The 25,886-nt window shown below is 62.2% G+C and carries 22 protein-coding genes; 7 read left to right on the top strand and 15 right to left on the bottom strand.

Annotated features, from left to right (window positions below; genetic code table 11):
• Positions 1-10 precede the first annotated feature (10 nt).
• The 6 genes from ACOOE2_RS09295 to ACOOE2_RS09270 form a co-directional block, all read right to left on the bottom strand.
• Positions 11-796, bottom strand: a complete 786-nt coding sequence (locus tag ACOOE2_RS09295; RefSeq protein WP_420382731.1) for a type VI secretion system accessory protein TagJ — start codon at positions 794-796, stop codon at positions 11-13.
• 19 nt (positions 797-815) lie between these two features.
• The gene (locus tag ACOOE2_RS09290; protein WP_420382730.1) at positions 816-1,304 is read right to left on the bottom strand and encodes an Hcp family type VI secretion system effector; all 489 of its coding nucleotides are present in this window, start codon (positions 1,302-1,304) and stop codon (positions 816-818) included.
• Between the two features lie 51 nt (positions 1,305-1,355).
• The gene (gene tssC / locus ACOOE2_RS09285) at positions 1,356-2,846 is read right to left on the bottom strand and encodes a type VI secretion system contractile sheath large subunit (RefSeq protein ID WP_420382729.1); all 1,491 of its coding nucleotides are present in this window, start codon (positions 2,844-2,846) and stop codon (positions 1,356-1,358) included.
• Between the two features lie 59 nt (positions 2,847-2,905).
• Positions 2,906-3,427, bottom strand: coding sequence for a type VI secretion system contractile sheath small subunit (gene tssB / locus ACOOE2_RS09280; protein ID WP_420382728.1), 522 nt, complete (start codon positions 3,425-3,427; stop codon positions 2,906-2,908).
• Positions 3,428-3,543: 116 nt separating this feature from the next.
• Complete coding sequence (locus ACOOE2_RS09275; RefSeq protein WP_420382727.1) at positions 3,544-4,605, bottom strand: ImpA family type VI secretion system protein; 1,062 nt, start codon at positions 4,603-4,605, stop codon at positions 3,544-3,546.
• A gap of 13 nt (positions 4,606-4,618) precedes the next feature.
• Complete coding sequence (locus tag ACOOE2_RS09270) at positions 4,619-5,014, bottom strand: OmpA family protein (RefSeq protein WP_420382726.1); 396 nt, start codon at positions 5,012-5,014, stop codon at positions 4,619-4,621.
• A gap of 529 nt (positions 5,015-5,543) precedes the next feature.
• Here ACOOE2_RS09270 and ACOOE2_RS09265 point away from each other — a divergent pair.
• The 3 genes from ACOOE2_RS09265 to tagH are packed head-to-tail and all read left to right on the top strand — an operon-like array spanning position 5,544 to position 9,765.
• Positions 5,544-7,649 (top strand): type VI secretion system Vgr family protein, encoded by a 2,106-nt coding sequence (locus ACOOE2_RS09265; RefSeq protein WP_420382725.1) that lies wholly within the window; start codon positions 5,544-5,546, stop codon positions 7,647-7,649.
• A 17-nt stretch (positions 7,650-7,666) separates the two neighbouring features.
• Complete coding sequence (locus ACOOE2_RS09260; RefSeq protein ID WP_420382724.1) at positions 7,667-8,239, top strand: DUF6931 family protein; 573 nt, start codon at positions 7,667-7,669, stop codon at positions 8,237-8,239.
• 38 nt (positions 8,240-8,277) lie between these two features.
• Complete coding sequence (gene tagH, locus ACOOE2_RS09255) at positions 8,278-9,765, top strand: type VI secretion system-associated FHA domain protein TagH (RefSeq protein ID WP_420382723.1); 1,488 nt, start codon at positions 8,278-8,280, stop codon at positions 9,763-9,765.
• 9 nt (positions 9,766-9,774) lie between these two features.
• Here the strand turns inward: tagH and ACOOE2_RS09250 are convergent, their stop codons facing one another.
• The 6 genes from ACOOE2_RS09250 to tssK are packed head-to-tail and all read right to left on the bottom strand — an operon-like array spanning position 9,775 to position 19,374.
• Positions 9,775-11,769: a serine/threonine-protein kinase gene (locus tag ACOOE2_RS09250; RefSeq protein WP_420382722.1), complete on the bottom strand. Its 1,995-nt coding sequence runs from the start codon at positions 11,767-11,769 to the stop codon at positions 9,775-9,777.
• A complete protein-coding gene (locus ACOOE2_RS09245) occupies positions 11,766-12,518 on the bottom strand; it encodes a PP2C family protein-serine/threonine phosphatase (RefSeq protein ID WP_420382721.1) in 753 nt (250 codons plus the stop codon). Before ACOOE2_RS09245 ends, ACOOE2_RS09250 begins: the two co-directional genes overlap by 4 nt.
• Positions 12,515-13,054, bottom strand: coding sequence for a type VI secretion system-associated protein TagF (gene tagF / locus ACOOE2_RS09240; RefSeq protein ID WP_420382720.1), 540 nt, complete (start codon positions 13,052-13,054; stop codon positions 12,515-12,517). The genes ACOOE2_RS09245 and tagF overlap by 4 nt, the downstream gene beginning before the upstream one ends.
• A complete protein-coding gene (gene tssM, locus ACOOE2_RS09235) occupies positions 13,036-16,491 on the bottom strand; it encodes a type VI secretion system membrane subunit TssM (RefSeq protein ID WP_420382719.1) in 3,456 nt (1,151 codons plus the stop codon). The genes tagF and tssM overlap by 19 nt, the downstream gene beginning before the upstream one ends.
• Positions 16,492-16,519: 28 nt before the next feature.
• Complete coding sequence (icmH, locus tag ACOOE2_RS09230) at positions 16,520-18,037, bottom strand: type IVB secretion system protein IcmH/DotU (protein ID WP_420382718.1); 1,518 nt, start codon at positions 18,035-18,037, stop codon at positions 16,520-16,522.
• Positions 18,034-19,374, bottom strand: a complete 1,341-nt coding sequence (gene tssK, locus ACOOE2_RS09225; RefSeq protein ID WP_420382717.1) for a type VI secretion system baseplate subunit TssK — start codon at positions 19,372-19,374, stop codon at positions 18,034-18,036. Before tssK ends, icmH begins: the two co-directional genes overlap by 4 nt.
• Positions 19,375-19,493: 119 nt before the next feature.
• On the opposite strand from tssK, the gene ACOOE2_RS09220 reads away from it, so the two are divergent.
• A complete protein-coding gene (locus ACOOE2_RS09220) occupies positions 19,494-20,972 on the top strand; it encodes a M23 family metallopeptidase (RefSeq protein ID WP_420382716.1) in 1,479 nt (492 codons plus the stop codon).
• Here the strand turns inward: ACOOE2_RS09220 and ACOOE2_RS09215 are convergent.
• Genes ACOOE2_RS09215 through ACOOE2_RS09205 form a run of 3 tightly spaced genes read right to left on the bottom strand, consistent with a single transcriptional unit; the run spans position 20,960 to position 22,731 of the window.
• Positions 20,960-21,805 (bottom strand): CPBP family intramembrane glutamic endopeptidase, encoded by an 846-nt coding sequence (locus ACOOE2_RS09215; protein ID WP_420382715.1) that lies wholly within the window; start codon positions 21,803-21,805, stop codon positions 20,960-20,962. The two genes, ACOOE2_RS09220 and ACOOE2_RS09215, sit on opposite strands and share 13 nt — an antisense overlap.
• Positions 21,783-22,271, bottom strand: a complete 489-nt coding sequence (locus tag ACOOE2_RS09210; protein ID WP_420382714.1) for a DUF4123 domain-containing protein — start codon at positions 22,269-22,271, stop codon at positions 21,783-21,785. The genes ACOOE2_RS09215 and ACOOE2_RS09210 overlap by 23 nt, the downstream gene beginning before the upstream one ends.
• Complete coding sequence (locus tag ACOOE2_RS09205) at positions 22,264-22,731, bottom strand: PAAR domain-containing protein (RefSeq protein ID WP_420382713.1); 468 nt, start codon at positions 22,729-22,731, stop codon at positions 22,264-22,266. Before ACOOE2_RS09205 ends, ACOOE2_RS09210 begins: the two co-directional genes overlap by 8 nt.
• A 258-nt stretch (positions 22,732-22,989) precedes the next feature.
• On the opposite strand from ACOOE2_RS09205, the gene ACOOE2_RS09200 reads away from it, so the two are divergent.
• Genes ACOOE2_RS09200 through ACOOE2_RS09190 form a run of 3 tightly spaced genes read left to right on the top strand, consistent with a single transcriptional unit; the run spans position 22,990 to position 25,849 of the window.
• Positions 22,990-23,271: a hypothetical protein gene (locus ACOOE2_RS09200; protein ID WP_420382712.1), complete on the top strand. Its 282-nt coding sequence runs from the start codon at positions 22,990-22,992 to the stop codon at positions 23,269-23,271.
• A complete protein-coding gene (locus ACOOE2_RS09195; protein WP_420382711.1) occupies positions 23,268-25,088 on the top strand; it encodes a hypothetical protein in 1,821 nt (606 codons plus the stop codon). Before ACOOE2_RS09200 ends, ACOOE2_RS09195 begins: the two co-directional genes overlap by 4 nt.
• Positions 25,085-25,849 carry a hypothetical protein gene (locus ACOOE2_RS09190; RefSeq protein ID WP_420382710.1) on the top strand — a complete coding sequence of 255 codons (765 nt, stop codon included), beginning with the start codon at positions 25,085-25,087 and terminating at the stop codon, positions 25,847-25,849. The genes ACOOE2_RS09195 and ACOOE2_RS09190 overlap by 4 nt, the downstream gene beginning before the upstream one ends.
• Positions 25,850-25,886: the final 37 nt, after the last annotated feature.

The following is a 25,886-nucleotide window of genomic DNA, read 5'->3' as shown; positions in this document are numbered from 1 at the left end:
GGTTGCGCCATCAGTCGAACACGAGGTCGCGGATTTCCAGAATGCCGCAGTCAGCGCCCCCGGACACTGTCCACACATGCTGGCCCAGCCCCTGTTGCCCCCAATCGCATTCAATCCAGTCGGTCGAGCGCGCCAGGCGCAACGCGCTGTCGGCCGTTTCGCTGCCGGGGTAACGCGCGGGCAGCATTGCCGCCGCCGACTGGCCCTGGCGCATGAACACTTCGACCGGGTACCACACGGTATCGCGCAAATCGCGGGGACCTTTGCTGCGGATCGCGGCGATCTGGTCGAACCCGATCAGGCCATAACGCCCGCCCATGATAATCTCGATCGCAGGCCCAAACCGCGTGTCCGCATCGGCTATCCAGTCAAAGCGGTCGCCATTGCAGCCCCCAGGGTTATCGGGCGCGGCATCGAAAGCGGCCAGGCGCAAATCGTCGGCTTGCGCAATATCGCCTTTGGCCAGCGCGGTAATCGACTGTGCAAGGTCCTGTGCCCATGTGCCTTCGCCACGCAGCAGTGGCATCGGCGCGGCACCTGCAAAAATCGCCGCGCGCTGCTTTTCCGCAGCGATCGCCTGACCATACGCCACGGCCAGCATCTGCGCCTCGGCACTGAGTTGCGCCAGGGCCTGCAATTGGCTGTGGGCCTTGTCCCATTCGCCGGCAATCGCCAAAAGCTGGAACAGGAACATCCGCGCCTGCTGGTTCGATGGTTGCGTGCGGACGATCCCGACAAGTGCCTGGCGGGCACCGTCGAGATCGCCTTCACGCAACAGAGTATCGGCGTCGGTCATGGCGCAGCAGTCAATCCGGTCAGATAGTCGTACCGGCTTTCAGATCATAACCGCCGTTGGACACTGCGCCGCCCGAACCATCCTGTTGTTGTTGGGTATAGGCGATCTGAATTTTCGTATAATTGATGCTGATGCTTTCGATCGGGACCGAGTTGTCCCCCGATCCGGCGTTCGAAAAACTGGAAATGAGCAAGTCGGTGAATTTGACCTTGTAGTATTCGAGCTTCTTGCCGCCCGCCTTGCGAATGGTCAGCACCGCATTCTTGATATGCGTACCGGTGGCACAATTCTGCATCAGCACCGGGGTCGCTGCGTCCGCGTTTTTGATCACCGTAAAATCCTGGAACGAAGCTTTGCCCGAACCCAGGCCGCTGCCGCTCGACGCGGTGCCGATGTTGGAAACTCCCCAGGTAAAGCTGTCGATTTCAATTTCACCTTTGTGAGCGCTATCCTGCGACTCACCGGAAATACCATCTATTTTCAAGAACATGTCTACATTGGTGCCCACGGTTCAGCTCCTGCTTTGATGTTTTGGTTGATAGGACGAGTAATACGGGTTTTATCCGGCGGCCTTTGGCAACCGTGAAACCATGCTCAGCGAAACGTCCATGCCTTCCATCTGGTAATGCGGCACGAACAGGAATTTGCCCTTGTAGAACCCCGGATTTTCCTCGTCCGGCACGACCTCGACACTGGCCGCCTTCAAGGGTTGCCGGGCCTTGGTTTCCTCACTCGAAGAATCCGGCTGGCCATCGACATACTGGTGGACCCAGCTGTTCAGATCCTTCGAAATCTGTTCGGCCGAACGTGTCCCGCCGACCCAGTCACGCACCATGCATTTCAGGTAATGCGCAAACCGGCAGCTGGCGAAAATATACGGCAGACGCGCCGACAGGTTCGCATTCGCAGTGGCATCGGCGTCGATATAGCCTTTGGGACGATGCAACGTCTGCCCACCGATAAAGGTCGCCTGGTCGGTATTCTTGCGATGGATCAACGCCATCAGCCCCGACGACGACAGTTCGGCCTCACGCCGGTCGGAGATCGCGATTTCGGTGGGGCATTTCATATCGATCCCGCCGTCGTCGGTCGGGAACATCGCGGTCGGCAGATTTTCGACCGTGCCGCCCGATTCCACGCCGCGAATGCGCGTGACCCAGCCGTACGTCGAAAACGCCTCGGTAATGCGCACACCCATTGCATAGGCCGAATTGACCCAAAGATGCTTGTCGTGCGCGCCGCGTGTATCTTCTTCGAAATCGAATTCCTCGACCGGCTCGGTCTTGGCACCATACGTCTGGCGACCCAGGAAGCGCGGCATTGTCAAAGCCATATACCGGCTGTCGGTGGAATCACGGAACGTCCGCCACGCGGCATAGTCGGTCGCGTCGAACAATTTGCCCAGGTCGCGTGGATTGGACAGCTCTTCCCAGCTTTCCATGCCCATCAACCCCGGCGCCGCGGCGGCAATCATCGGTGCATGCGAGGCCGCGGCAATCTTGCTGAGCCCTTTCATCACCTCGAGGTCGGGCGCTGAATGATCGAAATAGTAATCGCACACGAACGAGCCGTACGGCTGGCCGCCGAGCTGACCGAATTCGGATTCATAAATGCGTTTGAACAGCGGGCTCTGGTCCCAGGCCGCATCGCGGTATTGCCGGAACATCTTGCGGCATTCGTCCTTGGCGACATTCATCACCCGGATCTTGAGATTTTTTCCGGTCGACGTGTTCATCACCATATAGCTGAGCCCGCGCCATGCGCTCTCAAGCTTCTGGAAATCGTCGTGGTGGATGATCGCGTTGACCTGATCGGTCAGTTTCTTGTCAATCGCCGAGCGGATCGCGTCAAGCGTGCCGAACACGTCGTTGCCCACGATCGTGGTGTCAGCCAGCGCCTGCTGGGCCAGCGTCGCGACCGCGCTTTCGATCCGGGTGGCGCGAACCGCGTCGTTGGGCTTGAATTCCTTTTTCAGCAATGCCGCGAAATCGTCGGTCGCAAAACTCGTCTCGGTTGCCCCGCCGGCGGTCTGCAATTGCTCATTGGCCATAAAATTGCCCCCATCTTGCTGTGCCACCGATCACGATGGCCAAATCGGATTGTGCGTGATTACGCGCCTTCTTCGGCTTCGGCAGCTTTGCCCGGCTTGGCTGCGATCACCGCCTTCATCAGGTCCGGATCCTTGAGCAACTTGTCGAGCAGCTCCTGCGCGCCGTCCTTGCCGTCCATATACAGCATCAGGTCGTTCAACTGCTGACGCTGTTCGAGCAGGCTGGCGAGCGCGGGCACATTCTTGGCAACCGCACCCGGTGAAAAATCATCGATTGTCTTGAAATTGAGATCGACCGACATCTTGCCGTCGCCCGACAGCGTGTTGTCGACATTGAACGCCGCGCGCGGCGCAATCGCGGCCATGCGCTGATCGAAATTGTCCATGTCGAATTCGACAAAGTCGCGTTCGCCGAGTGCTTTTTTCTCGACATGGCTCTTGCCCGAAAGATCCGACAGCACGCCCATGACAAACGGCAGTTCGACTTTCTGCAGCGAGCCGAATGTTTCGACTTCGTATTCGATATGAACGCGAGGTGCGCGGTTTTCCTTGATGAAGCGCTGGCCACTTTTAGTCGACATAATCACCTCCTGAAGGGAACACCGGCTGACCGGATTGCACCCCTGTTGAACCCGCTACCCAAACGCACCTGCAAACACCCTGGCCGCCTTGCCCCGCGCAAACCGCCGCCTGACCCCTACCAATCGCTCGATGGACTGTTTGCAGGTGCCTGGTTACCGCCAAACTCCCCCGCTACCGCTTCGGTACTGCGCTGGTTTATCAAAACACGCTTCGCATCATCGAGGCTGCCCGGCGCAATATCCTCCAGCACCATCAAGAAATCACGCCCGATCCAGTCCCGCGCACGGCGCAACAGCAGCGGAATAGGACTTGATGGTTCGAACTTGTCAAAGTAAATCGTCAAAGCATCGAGCGTTCGTGCGACATCATCGCGCGATGCGATGCTTCCGGGCGCGCCGCTGTGCGCAGTACCATATCCCCCGCCGATGATTTCGCTTGTTCCCGTCGCTGCCTCGACCGGCTCGATCTGATGCGCGCCCGGCACAAAAGCCGCGAAAGCGCGGCGGATTTTGTCGATCGTCTCGTACGTCGATTTGAAATTGGTCGCGGTCTCATTACCGGCATGCGCAACCAATACGGCATCCAGCGCAGCAATACTGGCGCGGATCGCATCGACCTGGCCGAGCACCGCCTGCAACTCGGCCGGATCGGAGACTTTGATCAATTCGCGAAACATTCCATAGCCATCGGCGGCGGCGCCCTGACTGTGGAACCGATCAAAATCCGCCCCGGTATATTTGCCAAGCCGCGGATGCGCCAACAGCGGCACCCGCAACAGCGGGTTGAGGAATTCGCCAACACGCGTCAGCGATTCGCACAGCGCCTTGCGTCCGGTAAACCCGACCTCGTCGAGTTGCGGATGGACGTCGTCCCAGCGCTCCTCGACCAGACGGGCCAACCATTGCGCGCTATCGACAACCAGTTCGGTATCACCCGCCAGCGTCGCCGCGCGCAAAAGATAGACCGCGAGCGTCATGTCCCGCGTTTTGTGCGACTGATCGACAATCAGCCTGATCGTCGCACGCCAGTCGGGTAAAACCGCGTCGTCGCCCGCGGCATCGTCCGGACGTTCGAACGCGGAATCGATTTCCTGCCGCATCGGGTCGTATATGAGATCGGGCCCCGAAGGAGCCTCATCGCTTAACGGCGCAACAAGCTGATCAATGTCAAGACGCACAAACTATGCCCGATTAATCGAGCTTCGTCACGTCAACCCGCCGGTTCGTCGCAGAGGATGGGCTGGTCCCGGGCAAAGGCTGGTCGAAACCAAACCCCTTGACGGTAAACAGCGACCGATCGGCCCCCTTGGCGGCCAGATAGTCGACCACGGCCTGCGCCCGGCGCTGCGACAGATCGAGATTGGACGCGCGCGAACCGATCGCACTGGTGTGTCCACCGATCAGAAAATGCTTGCCCGCAAGCGCCGGATTCGCGAGCGCCACCGAAAACTTGTCGGCGGCCTGTTTGTCGGCGTCTGACAAATCCGACGATCCCGACATGAAATCGAGCGAAAACTGCGTGTGACCCACACCAAATCGCGGCGCAAGCTTGGCCGGCGCGGCCGGATCGGCATGCGACGTGGCCATGCGAACAGCATGCGCCGGCGCCGCGGTTCTTGCGGCGACCGGGGCCAACTGCGTCGCAGCGGACTTTGCCGGCGCACTGCTGCGCGCAATTGAAAAACCACGCGTTTCGGGCCTATCCTGCGCGGGCTGGGCACTGGCCTGGTTACCGCATTCACCGGTCAGGTCGCATACCAGTTGTTCGGGACTCGGCGGAGGTGCCGCAAATGCTGCGGCGGGCGCAAGCAAAAGCGGCAATGGTGCAAGCGCAATGGGCCGCAACACTGTCCGAAAAGCAATAGCACACAAGCGCGACATTTCCCCGACCCCCACTTCAAAGACACGTCATAGCAGGCGCGTAAGTATCCATTAAATTAGCCAAATTTTCCCATTGGGATATTTGCATGTTTTCAGTCATATCCTGTATAGGCCCAAGGTGATCCGGTAGCAACCGATTCATTTCGGACAGTGCTTTGTTGCATTTTTGATTTATAGTTTTTTTTCAATAGCTAACGCAGATAGCGGGCTTGATTGTCGATTGGGGGCGTAAACTTTGGCCGATTTATCCGATCAATTGGCAGCTGGGGGACAGCGCGATTCGCGGCTCACGGTCAGTATCGACGGCGAACAGCTGACATTGGCGGGGCTCGAGGCCAGCGAAGGGCTGAGCCAGCCGTTCGTGTTTTCGGTCGATTTGCTGTCAACGCTCGGAGAATTTGACCTTTTGCCGCACCTGGGCAAACCTGCGCTGGTCGAGGGCCTGCGTGATGGCGCGCACATGCGCTATTTCCACGGCATCATCACCGACGGACATATGATCGGCGAGGCCACTACCGGCACGCACAGCTGGCGGGGCCAGTCCTATCATTACCGCCTGACGCTGCAGCCACGCGCGTTCTTTCATAGCCAGAGCAGCGATTTCCGGATCTTTCAGGACATGACGGTGCTCGATATCGTCAAAGATGTGCTGGGCCGCACCAAGATCACCTATGACGTCAAAGTACAGTCGGACTCAGGCGCCAACCGCGTGATGAAATATTGCGTTCAATTTGGCGAAAGCGATTTCGCCTTCGTGTGCCGCCTGCTTGAAGAGCACGGCATGTATTACTTCTATCGTCACGATCAGTCCGATCATGTGCTCGTCATCTGCAGCTCGTCCAATTCGCACGAAATGTGCACGATCTCCTCGCTCGAATTCAATGCTTTTGGCGGTTCGATGGGCAATGCCGGGTCGCTGCAGCGCGACGGTAACGCAAATTACGTCAGCGATTGGCAGGAATTTTTGAGCTCCGGCGCCCAGGCGAAGGCAACCGCGCGCGATTATGACTTCCAGACACCGTCACAGCGTCACGAAGTGAGTTATTCGGACAATGCCGCGCATGTCGATGACGCGATCGAAATCTATACCTGGCCGGGCCGCTATTACACCGACGACGAGGGCAAGAAGCTGAGCACCTATCAGCTCGAATCGCGCCGGGCACAGCGCGTGCGCTTTGACGGGTCGACCGGCTGTACCGCCTTGCAGACCGGCCAGAAATTCAATCTCGCCAAACACCCGGTGAACCGGTTCAACGGCGAATATCTGGTGATCGCGGCGCACAGCAGCCTGGCGTCCGAAACCTATCGCAGCAGCACCGGCGGGGGCAGCACCGACACCCATTTCACCGTGATCCCGGCCAGTACCAAATTCCGCGCGCCGCAGACCACACCCCGACCCGTCGCACGCGGGCCCGAAACCGCCGTGGTGGTGGGTCCCGCCGGCGAAGAGATCTACGTCGACAAATATGGTCGCGTCAAAGTGCAGTTCCACTGGGACCGGATCGGCCAGAAGAACGAGAAAAGCAGTTGCTGGATCCGGGTGTCGCAAACCGGAGGGCTGGGCAATATCGTAATCCCGCGTATCGGCCACGAGGTGCTGGTCGATTTCATTAATGGCAATCCCGACCGGCCGATCGTCGTCGGCCGGGTGTTCAATGCCGCGCAGATGCCGATTTACGGCCTGCCCGACAACAAGACGCGGGCGTTGTGGCGGTCGAAAACCTACAAGCAGGATACCGGGTCGCAATTGCCCGATTCCGTCGCGCTCGACACCGGCGCGCCGGGCGCCAACGAAATCCGCTTTGAGGACAAGACCGGCGCTGAGGAGTTTTTCGTGCACGCCGAACGCGATTTCAATTCGCGCGTGCGCCACAACGAAACGCACAAGGTCGGCAAGGACGTCGATATCTACGTCGGCAAGAATCGCAACGAAGAAGTCGGCGAGAACGAAGTCATCAAGATTGGCAAGAACCGAACCGAAACGGTTGAGCAGGACGAAAGCATCACGATCAAGGGCAGCCGGGTCGAAACGGTCAAAATCAACGAAACCGTAAACGTATCGGGCGATCGCAAGGTCACAATCTCGGGCAAGGACAATCTCACCGTCTCGGGCGACCTTACTGTGCAGGTTGACGGCAAGATCAGCATGACCGCCAACGCCAAGATCACGCTGCAGTGCGGCCAGAGCATGGTCGAGATCACACCGAGCGGGGTCACCATTTCGACCGTCCAGCTTGACGTCAGCGGCAGCGCGACCGCCCAGATGAGCGGTGCGATGACGACAGTCCAGGCCAGTGGCGTGCTTACGGCGCAAGGCACGATGGTCAAGATCAACTGCTGATGGCGGAGCCGCACACAATGTCGACAACTGCTCTTGCCCCGGCCGAGGCCACGCAGCCATGGCTGCGCTCGATATGGAGCGATTCCGGCCAGATCGCGCGCAAGATCAACCCCGATTCCAGCCCCGATGAATCCGATCGCCTGCCGCCGCACTTGCGCTTTGCCGATCTCGTCCGGCAGGGCCGGCGCGCCGATGCCGTGTTTTTCGTCGCCTATGCGCTGCCCCGCTACGAATGCGCGGTGTGGGGCGCGCAAATTCTGCTCGAAGCGGGCATCGCCGATCGGCATGATCCGCTCATGGTTGCGGTGCTGCGCTGGATCGATCAGCCGTCGGACGAATTGCGCCGCCACGCGGGCGATCTGGCTGATGCGACCCGGCGCAACAGCCCCGCTCGCAGTCTGGCGCATGCAGTGATGATGTCGGGTGGGTCGATCGCGCCGCCCGAATTGCCGCCGGTTCAGCCTCCGCCCGAAACCTGTGCCGCGCTGGTGGCGGGCGCCGTGCTGGGCGGGGCGCATGCCCTGCCCGATGCAGGGCGGGCGCTCGATCAGGCGTTGGTACTGGGTGACGCCATCGCGCGCGGCGTTTAAGCTTTGCAGACATCTGCAGCCCGCGATAGGATGCCAGCGTGCCATTGACTTTGACCATTCGTAATGTCGGCCAGTTGGCCAATGGCTCGGCGCTGTCGCTGGTCCTCGATCGGCGCGGCGCGATCATCGGGCGCGCCGCGACGTCCGACTGGTGCCTCCCCGATCCGACGCTGCACGTCTCGTCGCGCCATTGTGAAGTGCGCTTTTCCGGCGATGTGTATGAACTCGTCGACCATAGCACCAATGGCACGTTCCTCTATGGCCAGGCGAACCGGTTGTCGGCACCCCACGTGGTCCGATCGGGCGATGTGTTCGTCGTGGGGCAATACGAAGTGGCCGCCGCGCTCGATGAAGCCAGCGCCACCGCAGCAGCCCAGCGCAATGCCGCACCGGTCGAACCGCAGTGGCAGGGATGGGGCGCAGCGGGCAATGCCCACGATGCGGCGCCGTCTACCAGCGCGTCGGCTTGGGGTCGCCCGCCTGATCAGGCAGCAATATCGGGCGGCGGACCGATGTCGCAAAGCTGGGCTGCGCCTGCCGTCACGCCTGTCAGCGAACCCGCTGCATCGCCGTGGAACCAGGTCGCGACGCCCCCGCCCCCGTCGCAACCGGCCTCGGACTGGTCCAGCCCGCAATCTGCGCCACCCCCGCCGACCGGCGATGATCTGTGGGGCAAATTCGCGCAAAGCAATGTCGTCGACTGGGCGCGCGGCGGATTCGGCCAGAGCAACAGCCCGCCACCAGTGGCATCATTCGGCAGCGTGCCATCGTCCGGATTTCCCGCTGCGGCCGCACCCCCAATACCTGCGCCCTCATTCGCATTTGCAGCGCCGGACCCGGCGCCTGCCCTCGCCCCTTCTCAAACGCCTGCATTCGCTGAACAAACCGCGCCACCCATGGCACAACCCGCGACAGTTGCGTCTGCGCCGTCTCCGGCGCCGGCTGCGGGAACGGGCCAGAGCGCCGCGTTACTGGCGGCCGCCGGGATCGAGCCCGACCGCATCACGGTCGGCGACGCCGAACTTGGCGCCCAGGTCGGGGCGATGCTGCGACAATTGGTGGCCGGGCTGGTGGTCATGCTCGAAGCGCGCGCGCGCGCCAAAAGCCAGCTCGGTGCGTCCGGCACCAATCTCGAATTCGATGGCAACAATCCCTTGAAGTTCGCGCGGACACCCGACCAGGCGCTGGTTCAGATGCTCAATCCCGCGCAACGCGGTTTCATGACCACCGAACGCGCCATTGAGGACGCGTTCCGCGACCTGCAGGCACACCAGGTGGCGACATTGCGCGCGATGCAGGGCGCGTTGCGCGCCACGCTCGATCGGTTTTCACCCAGTGCGATCCGCGCGCGCGCCGAAAGCGGCGGCTTCCTGCGCAAGATCATGCCCGGCGCGCGCGATGCCGCGCTGTGGGCCGCGTACGAAAAGGAATTCCAGGGCGTCGCCATAGGGTCGGACGAAGCGTTCATGGACATGTTCGCCAAGGAATTCCGCATCGCCTATGAAGAGGCGACAGCGCGCCGCTGACGCCTGCAGTCAGCCGGTTCCGGCAACGGATTGCACCCAGACCCATTCTGCGTGCCATCCTTGCTGACGTGCCTTGGCCAGAAACCGGGCCGGCCAATCAGGCCCGGGCGGCATATCATGCGTGTTCAACAACGCCGCATCGAACGGGCCTTTGCCGGTCAGCAGCAAAAAGCCCGACGTGCCGGAATGCGTGACATTAATCGTCAGCCGAACCGTACCAGAGGGTTGCACATGAAAAGCCCTCGGATCCTTGAACTCGGCGGAATTGCGGCTTGTCGAAAGCTGGCTCATCGCCCCATCGGGCTCCAGGCCGACAATCGAAAAATCATCGGGCAAATCCTTCACGTCGAAATCGACGACGACCTGGGTGCCCATTTTGCCTGCATCGGCGCCCGCACTGTCGCCCTGCAATTTGGCCATGACATAACGTGGCTGCAACGCGCGAATATGGGGCACACCTGGCGCGCGGATCTGGCTGAATGCGTCCATCGCGCCGCAATCGCGCGGATCGAGCAGCGAGACATTGCTGAAATCGATCGAGGCAGCCTGGAGCCCTTTGGCCACAAGCAAGCGCGAAATCGCCGCCTGCGCGTCGGCCGGACGGCCGGCAACACCCGTGAACGCCAGTTGCGCGCTGCTGCCACTGGCTTCGACATTGCCGAGATCGAGCCAACTGCACTGCACCGACCCCAACCCTGCCGCAATCGCGGCACGCGCCGTTGCCACCGGATTGACCGGTGCACCGCCAGTGCCCGGCCCCGCCGTCGGTGCGACGTTGGCGGCGGCGGGCGCGTGCGCGCCCGAGCCTGCGGCCAGGTGCCAGACGCCCATCGCCGCCACCAACGCCGCGGCCACGCCGCCACCGATGATCGCCGGTTTCTGCCAGGCGCCAGTCGCCACGGGTGGTTTTGTCGGCTTGGCAGCCTTTGGCTCCTTTAAGGCTTTGGGTGTTTTTGGCTGGCGTACCGGCTTGGTCGCAACAGGCGGCGCAATCGTGCGTCCCGCCAGCAATTCGACCACATCTTCCATCGAACGCACGCGCTTTGCCGGATCGGGTTCGAGCATGCGCGCAAATATCGGGCGCAATTCAGCCGGGATCGCAGAGAGATCCGGCCCTTTGCGGCGCTTGTCGACCGCATCGACAAAGCTGCCGCCCAGATCGACATCCTTGTTCTGCGCGACCGCGAGAATGGTCAGGCCCAGGCTGTAGACATCGGTCCAGGCCCCGACTTCACGATTGAAATCGCCCAGTTGTTCGGGCGCGACATAGTTCAGCTTGCCCGCAAAGCCATCTCCGACGATGGTCGCGCTGCCCGGGGTCAAATCCTTGGCAATGCCGAAATCGATGATCTTGGCCCGGTCGAGCCGGCCATTTTCCAGCATCACGTTGTCGGGCGAAATATCGCGATGGATCGCGCCCAGCTGATGCGCCGCCGCCAGCCCTTCGGCCAGGCGCTTTGTCAGCATCGCCAGTTCGGCCGGGGTCGCCTTGATCTCGCGCAACTGGTCCGACAAATTCGGCCCGTCGATGTATTCGGCCGCAATGTAAAACGCGCCGATCTGCGGCTCCTGCGCCAGCACGCGGTATTGCACGAGCGCGGGATGGCTCAGCCGCGTCAAGGTGCGCGCTTCCTTGCGAAACATTTCCTGGACCGCAGGGTCGGCGGCCAGATGCGGCAGAATGCCCTTGATCGCGACGCGCTCGTCGGAATTGACATTCACCCCTTCAAACACTTCGCCCATGCCGCCACGCGCAATGAACCGCCGCACTTCGAAGATATGATTGAGCACGTCGCCAACCTGGATCCGGCGCGGTTCGCCCGTGGGCTTGAACGACGTCATCGTGCCGCCCACAGGCACGGACACCGGCGGCTCGGAAACCGGATCGACGGAAGGAGCGCTTGGCGCCGGTGCGGGCACAGGCGCCGGCGAAATGCCGGTCGACGGGCTGAACACCGTGCGATCCGGCTCTGCGGGCGGCAGGTTGTCTTCATCGCCGCTCATCGTGCCATTCCATCCAATATCAGCAAAGTGGGCTCATTGACCGCGACCAGCGTGACCGTGACGTTGTCGGGCCCGCCAGCGGCCAGCGCGGCCGCGACCAGATGATCGGCGGCATGTACGCCGTGTTCGCGTAGCAAAGCCGTGATCGCGGTATCGTCGACCACGCCATACAGCCCGTCGCTGCACAACAGATACAGATCGTTGGCTGCCACGAAATCACGAATGGCGTCGAGTTCGAGCGTTTCCTGAACCCCAACTGCGCGCGCCAGAACGTGTTTCATCGGATGGTCTTCGGCCTCATCGGGGGTCAGCATTCCGCGTTCGACCATCTGTTCGACCTGGGTATGGTCACGCGTCAGGCGGATCAGATCACCCCCGCGCAACAGATAGGCGCGGCTGTCGCCTGCCCACAACACGACGAATTCCGCATCGTGCAGCACGAGCGCGACCACCGTCGAGCCCATCTGCTGCCCGAGTTCGCCCGAGCGCAGAAAAATCTGGCGATTGGCTTCGTGCACTGCCTGCGCAACGCCTTCCCACGGCGCCTGCGGGTCGATCAGCGGCACTGCGCCGCTGACCACATCGGCGATCGTCTGGGAGGCGAACTGGCCGTGCGCATGTCCGCCCATGCCATCAGCGACCAACCAGACGCCATGGGCCGCGACGCTCGCCAGGCTGTCTTCGTTGGCCGAGCGGACCAGCCCCTTGTGCGTGCTCGACCCGGCCTCGGTGCGATAGGGCCCGATCATGCGGCAACCTCGATCATCCGCGCTATGACCCCGCGCGGATAGCGGCCCGGCATGACGATCGGCGGGCCGCTCTCGCCGATCAACGCCCAGGCGGCGCGCTCGGTCTGCCACGGTGCAGGGGGTGGGCCACCAGTTGCCTCGGCTTGCGCTGCGATCATCTGATCGGCACTCCATGTGTTTGAAAATGTTGCAAACAGCAATTCGATACTTGCCGCCGCCGCGATCGCGGCATCGTGCGCATCATTGGCTGGGGCGCCTGCGATGACCGGAAACATGCGCCCGACCGCATCCACCGACGCACACAGCGCCCCGCCGCTCCACCGCCCGGCGCCGTCGCAATCGACAAACATCCAGGCCGGCGCGGCGAAATAACGGTCGTCGAACGCGGCGCCAAACAGGTCCTGCGCATCGCGCAATTCCGCCGACAGCCAGACATCGAACGCATCACGCAGATCGTGCGACAGTCCGCGTGAAACAAAATCGCCGTGGCTTGGCAATTTGCCGAACAGCCACCGTCCTAAAGGGCGGTCGGACACCGAAAGCTCCATACGCCTCCTCGGCCAAACGGGTTGCTGTCGCCGGGCAGCGTGATCTTGAAGACGGCGGTGCGGGCCGCGCTGCCGAATGTGGCGGTAATCGTCTGGGGCCCGGCATTTTCCTTGTGCGCCGCGTCCATCAGGCGGAACAGTGCCCATGGGCCGTCTTCCGAAATTGTCGCCACTTTTGCGCCCGCGGCATAGAATTCGACCATCGCGCGCGGCACGTTGCCTTGCGCGGACCAGGTGACAGCCTGATCGGTGCTGCTGATCGAATCGAACCGGTATGTCGCCGCGCCCACGGTCAGCACGACCGCATCGACGCCGCCGCCAAATCCCTTGGCGGCAAATTTGACCGTGATCCCGCCCACCAGAGTATCGCGCAGATCCGCCGCCTTATGGAATTCATCGGGGCTCGACGGGCTCAGATTGGCGGCGGTCGGGTCGGTCGCGCTCCAACGCCAGACCGGGCCGCTGCGATCGAGCAGCGGCAACACGCGTTGCTGGGCAAATGCGTCGAAGCTTCCACCCATACCGAACACGCGCTGCACATCGATCAGCGAGGCATTGACCGCCGATGTGCCGACGAACGGATACTTGTCCTGCGTCGCGCTGGTGCAATCGGGCAGCACCGTCTTGGCATAGGCTTCGGTGATCGCGCCCTGTGCTGCCGTGTTCGATGCGGTCTTGCCCCCCGTTGCGGCCGCCGCGACAAAGCCCTGCATCTGGGGCGGCGCACCGACCGTGGCGCCGGCCAGCGTCCCTTGCGCCGTCGCCATCGCGCCTTGCGCAGTGGTCGCGCCCAGCCCGCCGCCTGCCGCCTTGGCGGACGCAACGGCGACGCTGTTCTGCTTGATCGCGTCGATGAAGGTATCGAGCGGAGCCGGAGTCTTGCCGTCGCCGACATAGTCCTGCAGCGGTTTGAAATAGTTGGTGATCTGCGCGCTGGCGTCCATCCCGCCCCCGCCCGAGGGCAGCAGTTTCTCGAATTTGCCCACTTTCGATGCCGATATACGCGCGGCCAGCATGCCTTGCGCGGCCTGCGCCCCGCCTGTGAATGTCGTGTTCTTGCGCAATTCGAGCAGCAGCACCTTGAGCGGCGAAGGCGCCTTGGCAAACGCGCCCATTGCTGCAGGATCGGCGAAATAGTTCGCCGGCTGCGGCACCGTCGCCACTTTGTCCCATGCAGCAATGTAGTCCTTGGCATAGAGCGCGGCGACGCCGGGGCGGATCTGCGACATCTGTTCCTGCACCCCGGCGGTCCCGGCGGCATCACCCATCACCCAGATATCCTTGCGCATGTCTTCGGCGACGGTCGCAAGGCCCGGTAGATAGGCCTCATCATATCCCGCACGGGTGTAAAAATACGGCACCTGCATCTGCAAGACGAGCGGGCCGTTGGCGAAAGCCTGCGCATCGCCAGCCGAAATCGCCGCATCGGCCTGCCACGGCGCGCCGCTGCCGATCGCTTTCTGCCGCAGCACCGCATAGGCACGATCGGCCAGACTGAGTGTCGCGAGTGCGGCGCGCGCGCTGGCGATCACCGTGCCATCGAGTGGCGCCTTTTGCCCGGCCCAGGCGATATTGAGGTCCCCGCCCTCGAGCAGCGCGGCCAGGTGTTCGCCCAATTGCTTGCGCTCGATCTGGCGGTCGGCGCCGGGAAACTGCTGATTGGCCCAATCGGACGTCACCCATTGCTTGACCGTGGCCGTATCCATCGGGCCCTGGTCGCCGAGCATCAGGTAGACCTTGAGCGCCTGGTACAGCGACAGCGGATCGCCATTGTGGCCGGCCATGAACTGTTCCAGCCGCAGCAACAGGCGTGGCAGCATGATCCGGCGCAGACCGCCGCGATAAGCCTCGACCGACTGCGCCGCCAGACCCGACTGATAGAGCCCAAAGCGCATTGTCAGGCCCGGCTCGCCCGCCGCCTGTTCGGCATAACCCTGCGGCAGATTGCGTAGCGTGTTCAACACGTTGAGCGATTGTTCGAGATCGGGATCGGACGCGCGCGCTTCGACCAGGTCATCACCGGTCTGATGTATCTGCTGCGCCGCCTGCACCGCGCTGCTGTTCAGTGCCGACTGAAACGCATGGTTGCGCGTAAAGCTGACTGCCCAGGCGACGAGCACGAGCGCCGATGCAGCAGCGACGCCCGCCACGCCCATCATCATCCGGCGCTGTTGCCGCTTGCGCGCGGCGGGATCGGCCTGGACCAGCCCCGCCTCGGGAAAAATCACTTCGGTCAGCAACCGGTTGAGGAAATAGGTCCGCCCCGAGCCGCTCGCAGCCGCTGGTGCGCTCCCCTGATAGACTTGTGCGACGCCCGACAGAATGCGGTCGAGCGGCGCGCCCTGCTGCACCCCGCTGGCAAAATAATATCCGCGCAATGTCGCGGGCGGCTTGTCACCGGCAATGAACGCGCCGTCGACAAACCGGGCCAGCCGGTTGCGCAACGCCGCCAGCTGGGTCGGAAAGCCCAGGATCAGGCCGCGCCTTGTCTGATCGGCCTCGTCGAACAGGCGCTTCGCCTGACGCGCGCCTTGGCTGGTGACCATCGCATCGAACGAGGTCAGCACATCTTCGATGCGCGGTTGCGTTTTGGTCAGCGGCAATGTGGCGCCGAGCACCGCGCGGCGCCCTTCGACATCGAGATCGCCGTAATATTCGACGAAGCCGGCGAGAAGGTCGGCTTTGGTCAGCAGCAGATAGACCGGCACCGCCACTTCGAGCGTGGCGCGTACTTCGCCGAGCCGGCGCCGCACGAGCGCCGCGTGCCGGTCGAGACCGGCGCGATCGGCGCGCATCAGTTCGTCCACCCCCAGCGCAACGATCACCCCGTTGATCGGCGAGCGCGGGCGATGCTTCTTCATCATCGACAGAAAGCTCTGCCAGCCCTTGGCATCGACCGAAGCATCCGAATCCTGCGTGGCATAACGCCCCGCCGTATCGACCAGCGCCGCCTCGTCGGCGAACCAGAAATCGAGATTGCGCGTACCGCCCACACCCTTGACCGATTGGTCCGCCAGCGGAAAGCGCAAGCCCGAATTGAGCAATGCAGTGGTCTTGCCCGCCCCTGGCGGGCCGATGATGACATACCAGGGACGATTATACAGATAGTCTCGCCGCCCGCCGGAGCTGCCTTTCAGCGCCGCCAGCGCCTCGGCCATGCGGCCTGCCACGGCGGCGCTTTCGGCGTCACCGGCCGAGGGTGCGGCCAGTTCCGCCTCGATCGCCGCCGCCGCCTTGCGCGCGCGCAACACGCGCAACGTGCCCAGCAGCGCCCATACGCCAACAATGACCAGCCCCAGCAACAGCCGCACATACAGCGGCGCCAGGCCCAGCACCACCAGAGGCAGACCAACGCAAAACACCAGCAGAAGCAACGCCACGATCAGGCCGGTCAACACCCACCAGTTGCCGAAAATTCTCTTCACGATCCGTCGTCCTAAAAGTTTGGGGCGATCACTGGTGACGCGGGATGACGATTTCGACGCGCCGGTTCAGCGCCTTGCCATCCGGCTGGTCGTTCGACGCGATTGGCCGGGTGTCGCCATAGCCGACGACCGTGATCCGGCCCGGATTGGACAACACGCTTTGCAGAATCGTCGCCACCGTCTGCGCGCGCGCCTTCGACAGCGCGATGTTGTCGGGAAATGTCACGTTGGCGATGCGGTCGCTGTCCGAATGACCTTCGACCGTGACTGCGCCGGGCTGGCTTTCCACCGCGCGGCCGATACGTTGAAACAGTTCCGACCGACCGGGTTCGAGCTGATCGGACGCGGACTGAAACAACTGGCCGACGGTGGTGCGCACCCGCACCGACGTCGCATCCTGTTCGACGACGACCAGTTTCTGGTCGATTTCGGGTTTCAGGAATTGCTGCAGGCTGCCCAGTTGCTGGCTGGGCGGCGGCGTCGGGGGCGGCGTGCCCACCCGCGACAGTCGCAATGGCTGATCGGGAGTCAGGGCCTGGGTCGCAGTCCAGGCATCGCCGCCCGACGCCATCAGCATCATTCGCAACCCGATGTAGATGATCAGCAGCAAAGCGGCGGCGACGGCCGCAGCCAAAGCTACGCGGTTCCACAGCCCGACTTTGACCAGGGGCGCCTGCGTGCCCTCCCACTGCGGCGACAGCACGGTCGCCGATTGCGAACGCGGGTGATCGAGCGCAGCATACAGATTGGCCATGACCTGCTGCAGCCGCGCGCGCCCGTCGGGCATCACGCGCATGCGACCCTCGAAACCCGCCGCCAGACACGCGACGAACAGTTCGATCGCGGCGGCATTCTGCCCGGGCCGCGCTAGCAATTCGTCGGTCAGCTGCCAGAACCTGTCACCCCCGATGTTTTCGCGGAAGAAATAGACGACAAGGCTGCGGCGCGCCCATTCGGCGCCATCCTGGCCGATGTTGGGCAGGTTCTGCGCAATATCATCGACCGTCGCGCATAGTGCATACCGCGCGCGCAGGCGCAGCTCCTCGGGATAAATCGCCGCGATGGCGCGATCATAGGCTGCGATCAGTTCGGTCGCACGTGTGTGAAAATCGGGCATCGCAATCTGGGCCCGCCCCGATCGCACGCTGGCCGCCAGCGCCAGGATCGGCCCCGCCTCGGTCACCAGCGGCTCACGCGTGTCGGGTGGCAGCGCGGCGAGCGGGATATCGTCATCGTTCAGCACCGTCCCGCCCGGCTGCCCGGCACCGGGCGGCGCATACGCAGGCGCAACGCCAAATGCTGCGGGCGGCGTTTGATAAGCCGGTTGCGCGGGTGGAGCGCCAAAACCCGGTTGCGCCGGCGCGAACCCCGGCGCAATCGGCAGGGCCGCACCAAATCCCGGCGGTGGTGCGCCGAAGCCGCCGGCCGCGGGCGCGGCCGGCGGCGTCTGGGGCGCACCGCCAGGCGTAGCCGGCCGCCCGCCGGACAGCGGCGAAGGACGGAACACCGTCCGGTTGCCGTTATCGGAATTTCCGTCGCCGCTCACCGTGCCGGTCCTTTCACGCACCACAATTCCATCTGCAATCGCGGCCAGTCACCCGCCACGTGCAGCCCCATCGCCGTCGCCGTCGCAAAGTCGCTCCATTCGGCAACGCCGCGATCGAGTTCGAAATAGATATAGCCGGGCATCACCCGCAATTGCGGCGGCGGCGTCGGCGTGTGACGCAAGGGCACGCCGGGCAGCGCTGCGTCGACGATCTGCCGCATTTTTTCGACCGCGCCGAGTTTGGCGACCGAAGGAAACAGCTGCCGCACTTCGTCGGTCGATGCTGCAGCTCGCACCGCAAGGTAAAAATACCCATGCTGGTACAGATTGCGATCGGTAATCGTGGAGACCCAGGCGCCCGGACCGGCCTGTACCAATGGCAATTGCCGCGCCGAACTGCTGATCCCTGCCGACAGCATCGACTGCAGCAAATCGAAAAGCGGCGCAAACGACCCGCGCAGATCCTCATGGTCGTACGGCGGCAACGGCGGCGCCTTGCGCTCGGGCCGGGCGAGCGTGGCAATTTCGCCGGCGAGGCTGGCCAATTGCTCGAACATGCGCTCGGGATGCACATTGGGCAGACTGTCGAGGTGGCGCAGCACCGGAATCCAGCGATTGATCGCCTGGAGCAGGAGGAACGATGCGAATGTCTCCGATCCGCCATCGGTCGCCTCGACCGCGCGCATCGCCAGTTCATCGGCGCGCTGGTCGCACCGGCCCAGAATGTCGATCAGGCCGTGCTTCAGTGGCCGGGCAGCGGCGATGTCCTGCGACGGCGGGATATAGCGGTCGTCGAACATCACCCGCTTGGCCTGCACTTCGCGCACTTTTGCAAGGCCGCACAACACCCGCCCGTAAGTCTGATCGCGCGTGACGCCAAAGCGCAAATTGGGCCGCGCCAGTTCGACCGGCTCGGCTGTTCGATCTTCCGAAAAACAATCGGGAACATCGCTTTCGCTTACGACAAAGCGGATCTCCAGCCCGGCACTCTCGGCCTCGCCGAATTCCTGCGCGCCGGCCTGCGCCGGGGGCAATGTCAGGTAGATGATCGCATCGCGGGTATCTTCGGGTAGATCGAGCGGGGGCGGTGGCGGCAAATCGTCGGGAATCGAAAACGGCGTACCGTCGGGCAAAGTACCGCGCGCACGCACGACGGTAAACTTTCCAAGACTTGCAAGATCCTCATCAATAACGATTTCCGACAGTCCCCACGCATAGGGGCGCACCAATCCTACGCGCAAATTCAGCCGCCAGTCGATCGACCGATCGGCTTGCTGAAAATGCTGAGGCCGCAGAAATTGCCCCTCGCGCCACGCTACGCGATTCGCCCCCGCCATCTAAATCCCCCAAAGCCAGTTCAATGTGTTTTAAGCACAACTTCACATGATCCGAAAGCAACGTTATAGCGATCTTGGGGCTTGTTTGTGACAAGACCCACTTATTTGCGGGGGTAAATATGGACGAGCCAACTTTCGATCCTCGAAGCTGGCGAAAACCACCGACGTCTTCGCAGCCGCAACAGCCTGCCCCGCAGCCCTCGGGTTCGGCGGTTACACCGACATCGGGACCGATCCTCGATCCGCAGGGCATTGCCACATCGTTGCCGCAGGCGTGGGACGACGTCGCAAAAGACGCGGCCGCTTCTGCCGGCAAGACTGCGGTGTTTGCAAGCAGCACGGCACCCGCCGTGCCGTCCGACCCATCCCGCTTTTCCTGGTTTCCGCTGGGCGTTGCGGGGGGTCTGCTGATTGCGGGCGGCGCGGCCGCATGGTCGACCCGGCAACCCGCCCCGACGCCGGCACAGGCAGCCGCCACTACGGCCTCCGCTGCGCCCGCATCATCGGCGATCGTGCTGCGCATGGTGCTGTCAGGAACCGGCGATATCGCGGGTGCGCTGATTGCCAATGGCGTCCCGCATGACGAAGCCGCGCGCGTCGGCGCCCAGGCCGGCCAGTTGCTGCCCGGCCAAGGCGAAGTGCGCGCGATGTTCGAACTGGTGCACAGCGGGTCCGGCGCGGACCTGAACCGGTTGCAGGCCTCGCTGCCCGACGGATCGGGCGTGGTCATCAACCGCGATCCGTCGGGCGCATTTGCCGGCCAGCATGTTGCGGCGCAATTGAGCCAGCAGATCAAAGTGCTGCGCGGCGAACTCGATTCGACCAGTTTCTATTCGTCGGCGCTCGCGGCGGGGCTGCAGGACACGCTGATCCCCGAATTCATCAACGCATTTTCGTACGATTTCAACATTGCCTCGCAAATCTCGCCCGGTGACACATTCGAAGTGGCCTATCGCCAGGCCACCGACGCCCAGGGCAATCCGGTCGGCCTGCCGCAACTGGTCTATGGATCGCTGACGACCCACGAAAAAAGCCTGGCGTTATACCGGTTTCAGGCGCCGGGGGGCGAAACCGGCTGGTACGACGGGAATGGCGCATCGACCAAGCGCGGGCTGATGCGCACGCCGGTCGACGGGGCGCGAATCACGTCCGGGTTCGGCATGCGGTTTCACCCGGTGCTGAAATTCAACAAGATGCACAAAGGCACCGATTTTGCCGCACCGACCGGCACGCCTATCTTTGCCGCGAAAGACGGCACGGTCGAATGGGCGGCGATGAAAGGTCCCAACGGCAACCTGACGATCGTGCAACACAGCGACAACATGGAAACCTATTATCTGCACCAGAGCATGTTCATGCCCGGCGTGGAAAAGGGCGCGCATGTCTCGCAGGGTCAGAAGATCGGCGAAATCGGCACCACCGGGCGCTCCACCGGCCCGCACCTGCATTTCGAAGTGCATATGCAGGGGCAACCGGTCGATCCGATGGGCATTCCCGCCGACGACAGCAAGCGCCAGCGACTCGACGGAGCGGCGCTCGCTGCATTTATCGCACAGCGCAACCGTGTCGATGTCGCCCGCGCCGATCAGGCGCGATAGCGCCAGCGCCAGGCAAACGGCACCACCAGCGCAATCAGGACCACGGTCGTACCGATGCTGGAATTGAGCCCATCGGCCTGCGCCCCCCACCACGGCCCGCCGACCAGATCTAGGTCTAACAGCGATCCCAGCGGGCCTGTGCCCGGGTTTGGCGTCATCCCCAGCACGATGTCCTCGGTCACGTTCCACGCAAAATGCGCCGCCAAGGGCGCCAGCACACCCCCACTGCGAAGCGCGAGCACGCCGAACCATATGCCGGCGAGCGTGATGTTGACCAGGGCCACGGGGCCCATCGCGGCGGCGGTCAGATGAAACGCGGCGAACAGCACCGCCCCCACCGCGATCCCCGCCGGCGGCCCGATGCGGGCAATCAACGCGGGTTGCAACCAGCCGCGAAACAGGATTTCCTCCGCCGCAACCTGGATCAGCGTCAGGCCGGACCCCAGCACCAATCCGCCCACACCCGCACGCGCGACCGATCCCCACGCCACGCTGCCGTTCAACCACGACAGCCCGAGCGTAAGCATGAGTCCGATCAGCCCCAGCGCCACCCCGGCCCCGGCCCAGCGTCCGGCATCGCGGCCGATGCGGATCACATTCTGCCCACCGACAATGCCCAGCAGCAGCGCCAGCGCGATCAGCGGCAGGAACAGCAGCAGATAATAGACCGCCATCGCCGCGCCAGGATCGACGATCACGATCGTGTCGCCAAGTTTCTGGCCAAACAGCACCCAGCCGATCGCCGCCGTCAGGCCGCCTGCCAGGATCAGCCAGGGAAATGCCGCTGCCAGGCCCGGCGCTGGTGACCGTTTATCCGATTGCGCTATTGCCATCCCACAGGTGTCCTTCGCTCAGCCGGTATTGATGCAATGCAGTGCCATCAGCGGATTCGACCGCATATTGCTGCACCTGGGCAAACCAGGGTGCGCGCTCTTCGGGCAGTGCCGCGCGGATATAGGTGTTGAACACGCGCGGATCGTAAAACCGGAACAGCGCGACCATGCCATCGGGCAGCCGTGCCTGGAGAAACCGGCGAAAGAACCGTTGCAGATCGACCAGCGAAGCCGACGAATAGACCATCATTCCCCACGCCAACCCGCGCCCATGCTGTTGCCAGGTGCCGAGCAAAGGTTCGCTCTCGTGGATCCGCACAAGCCAGGGCGCGACCTGGCTCAATTGTGGATCGAGCCGTCCCTTGAACAGGCAGATATGATCGCGGCAACCGCCGACCAGCGCCTCGAGCCGCGGATCGCGCGACCCGTCAATAATGGCGTACCACGCCGGACCACGGCTAGCCATTGGCAGCCACAAACTTCTGGCACTGCTCGCAAAATGCCATGCCCTTCCAGCCTGCGGCAATCATGGCTTTGGCTGTCTCTGCCTGATCGCCGGCAGGTCCTTCGATGCCAACTGGCCCCATGCTGGCCTGCGCTTCGGCAAAGCTTGTCGCAGCCACCGTGCCCGAACCGGCATCGCCAATCATAACTGTCGGCAAGCCGAGGATGATCGATCCACCATGCGCGGTAAGATCGCCCATTCGCGCTGCCGGCTGACCGCCGACCAGCACTGTTAACGATCCCATCGCTATCACATCCGGAGGTCCGACGCACGTGAGCATGTCGCCGACGCGCGCCTGCGGCAGTCCGCCTGTCAGTACGGTCGCTTCGCATGGCGGCAGGATTGGCCCACCCACATGTGGCGCCACGCCGGTAATCATCGGACAAGCGTGCATGTCGGTAAGGCGGGCGGCTGGGGGCATGGCACTTTCTGAGTAGTTAAGGCTCGATCGGTCCAAGCGCCTTAAACTACAAGAATCCGCGTTAGGCAATCATCACAATTCTTCCAGCATGCAAAAGCGTCACGAAACCGCTCTAGTGCCTATAGCCTTGACAGGCATGCGTCCCCGGCTAGACCTCTCAAAGTAATATAGGGCAGGGTACACTTTTCTCATCTTTCCAACCCTGTGTTCGAAAACTGAAAGGTTGATAAGACAGTGCTGCGAGTCAGCGATCAAGTTATGAAGCAGTTTGAAACGACGCAAACTGAGCGGCTTGCCGCGCAAATTCTTGCTGTGGCGCCAGCGCTCGGTTCGCTCGAGGTCGCGCGAAATTATGTAGACGAGGCGCTTGCCGCAGGTATCTCCACAGATAGCGATATCGCCGAATTTACGCTCTTGCTGGCACCAGTTGATCGCGCAGGCCGACCAAAGCATGTCGACGATCTGGTTCGCGATCCTCAGACTGCGGGCCCCTTGAAGGTATTTCAGATTTATTATGCGCTACATGGCGAACGTCCGTGAGCAGTGACGATCCTTGCGCGCCGCCCGATATGTCGGTCAGCGACGCGAACACGGCTTCCCCACTGCCGCCGCTGCCGAATTTTTCGCCATCGATCGGCCCCAAAGATATCGTTTTTCAGTGCCCCTTCAAGGACCAGCCCGTCAAACCCGCAACCGTTCGCCCCAAAAAACCTTGCGATGTCCTGAACCTCAAGGTGCAGATCGCGGAACCCGGCGCGACTGACAAAGCCGAAGAAACGCTGGTGTTCGAGACTATCAAGGCGGCCGGCGCCGCTCCAAGCCGGCGTCCGCGCGATTTGCCGATTACCGACAAGGTGCCCGACCCGATCCGGTCGCAATTGGCAACTTACGATCTGGTGATTGAAGTGATTGCCCCCACCAGCGATGCGGGCGTTGGATCAGCCAAAGTTCCTGGTGCCAAAGTCGATGCGGAACATGAAAAGCGCATGGCCCTGGCAAAGGCCAAAACGTCGGGGTCAAGCACTACCACTCTGCATGTCGCTTCATCCTGGAGCGCGCACTGCGGCGACCTTGCGCATTCGGCCTCGTCCTTGCAAATCGATGATAAGCCGGTCGAATTGAAGGGTGCGACCTTTGCATTGCCGATCAAGTCGAAATCAAAGGCCAGTCTTAAGAACATCTGGAAGTTTGTGACCAGCGGCCTGAACCCCAAAGTGTTGGGTAATCCCTATGTAATTGGCGCCGGGTCCTGTGGCGTGACCACAAAGGGGCCTGCGACCACAAACCTGTCGGCGCTGGTCACAGCGTTCCCGTCGGGAACGACCGGAATAAAACTTGCCTTTGAAGGATTTTCATTCGGGTTTGGCTGGACGTCGGCCGACAAATACTCTGATAAGTACATGAAGAGCCAGGAAGACTATCTCGAAAACACAGATGAAAAAGCTATCGAGGCCCGGATCACCGCTATACAGGCAAACAATGCCAGGCTTGAACGAAAGCGTCCAACCGGCGGCAAAAAAATTACCGGCCATAAAGTAAAACTGCATTCGGCACGACAAGAGTTAACCGAGATGCAGCACCGGCTAGAAGCCAAGGAGGAAATGGAAACCTCTCCATTTTCGCTCAATATTGTTCTGTTTGACGAAGAAATTGAGGCGGGTGAGGTTTACGAGACCGTCAAAAAAGCGATTACAAATCTGCGGCGAGCCCAGCGCACTTTGGAAGGCCTGACCAATGCACTAAGTTTCTTGCGGACGTATTCGCCAAGCGTTGTCGCACCGATCGCCAAAATCGACATTACCCTGTCTCAGGTAGAGCTTTTCATCGGCTTCAAATTGTCGAGCGATGAGCATTACAAGGGTGCGCGGTGGCGCGCGCTGCCGCGGTGTTTCGATATCGAGATGAACGCCAAGGCGCTGGAGATCAGCGGGTCGCTTGGCGCAGTTATCGGAAAGCGGGTTGTAGGAACAGGCGCAACCATTGAAATCATGTTCAGCCCAACCGCCAGCATTTCGCTTGGTGCGGAATACTCGTCGCCCAACATCTTCACAGATGAGTTGGCAAGCTGGCGCGACACCAAACTGAAAATGCAGGGATCCTTTGCCGGCACGTCTTCCCTTCTGGGCAAAGTCACGGTTCTTTATTGCAATCTGGCGCATGTTTCCGTCAGCGGAAATTGTTCAGGACGTTTGTCGACGGAAAACAAACTCGCGGATATTATGGCTGAAAATCCAAAGTGGACGTGGACGCTGACGCTTGATCCGATTGGCGGCATCGTCGAAGCCTATCTGATCGGCTGGTGTGACCCTTGGAAATACCCGTTCGAAATCTCGCACGGCGGAGCGTGGGACTTATGACCGTCAAACCACCCGGCCTGGGCCTATACGCGCTGGAGGTCGATACCAAGGGAGCGGCAGCCGATATACGGCTGAATGATATTCCTGTGGCAATAGTCGGCCTGCCCGGAGGGTCCGGCCAAGCGTTCATTCCCGTCCCCGACTACATAATCCGCGGCACGAACCGGCTGGCAGCAAGGGTGATGGCCGTCCCCGAACACCAACCGTCAGCGGCGAAGGTCGTCATACGGATTGCGCGTTTTGATGAAGGAGACGGCTTCTTCTCGAATGCAGGGCAAGAGCTCGTGAGGCTCGATTGGAATGGTACGCCTGGACAGGCCATGCTCGCGCGCGATTTCCAGGCGGACTTTGGTCCCTTGCAATGGTCTTGGGGCCGCTGCGCGACTTGGTCCACGCCAGCCGAAGCGCTGAACGATGCCGCTGCGTTTGTACGCGATCTTGTAAAGGCCTACTTTGCTGCGGACGCAGACTGGATCGAACATGCCTCCAGCGCCAAGTTTGCTGACTTGGCCCTGGCCTTTCCCTCCATTCCCGTAGCGGTACAGAAAGCCCAGATTGCGAACGCTATTCGAAGCGATCCTCCTGAACCAGTTCCGAATTTGCCTCCGCCGCAACCTGTGTTGTGCTGCGAGCGCCGCCTGCTCATGCTTCTGGGCTCTGATGGTCACCCATGGCTGCGTAAGCAGCGGCCGGGCGCCAGGGGCTCAGGAGCGCAGCTGAAACTCGGCAAAATCGATCGTGCATGGCAACTGATCCGCTGACCCTATCTGCAATGATGCGTAGAATTTGAAGCGAAAA

Origin of the sequence: Novosphingobium sp., from assembly GCF_965214355.1 — a bacterium.
In the GTDB taxonomy this organism is placed as follows: Bacteria; Pseudomonadota; Alphaproteobacteria; order Sphingomonadales; family Sphingomonadaceae; genus Novosphingobium.
Note: the sequence above shows the minus strand (reverse complement) of the source record. Positions and strands in the feature narration are given on the sequence as shown.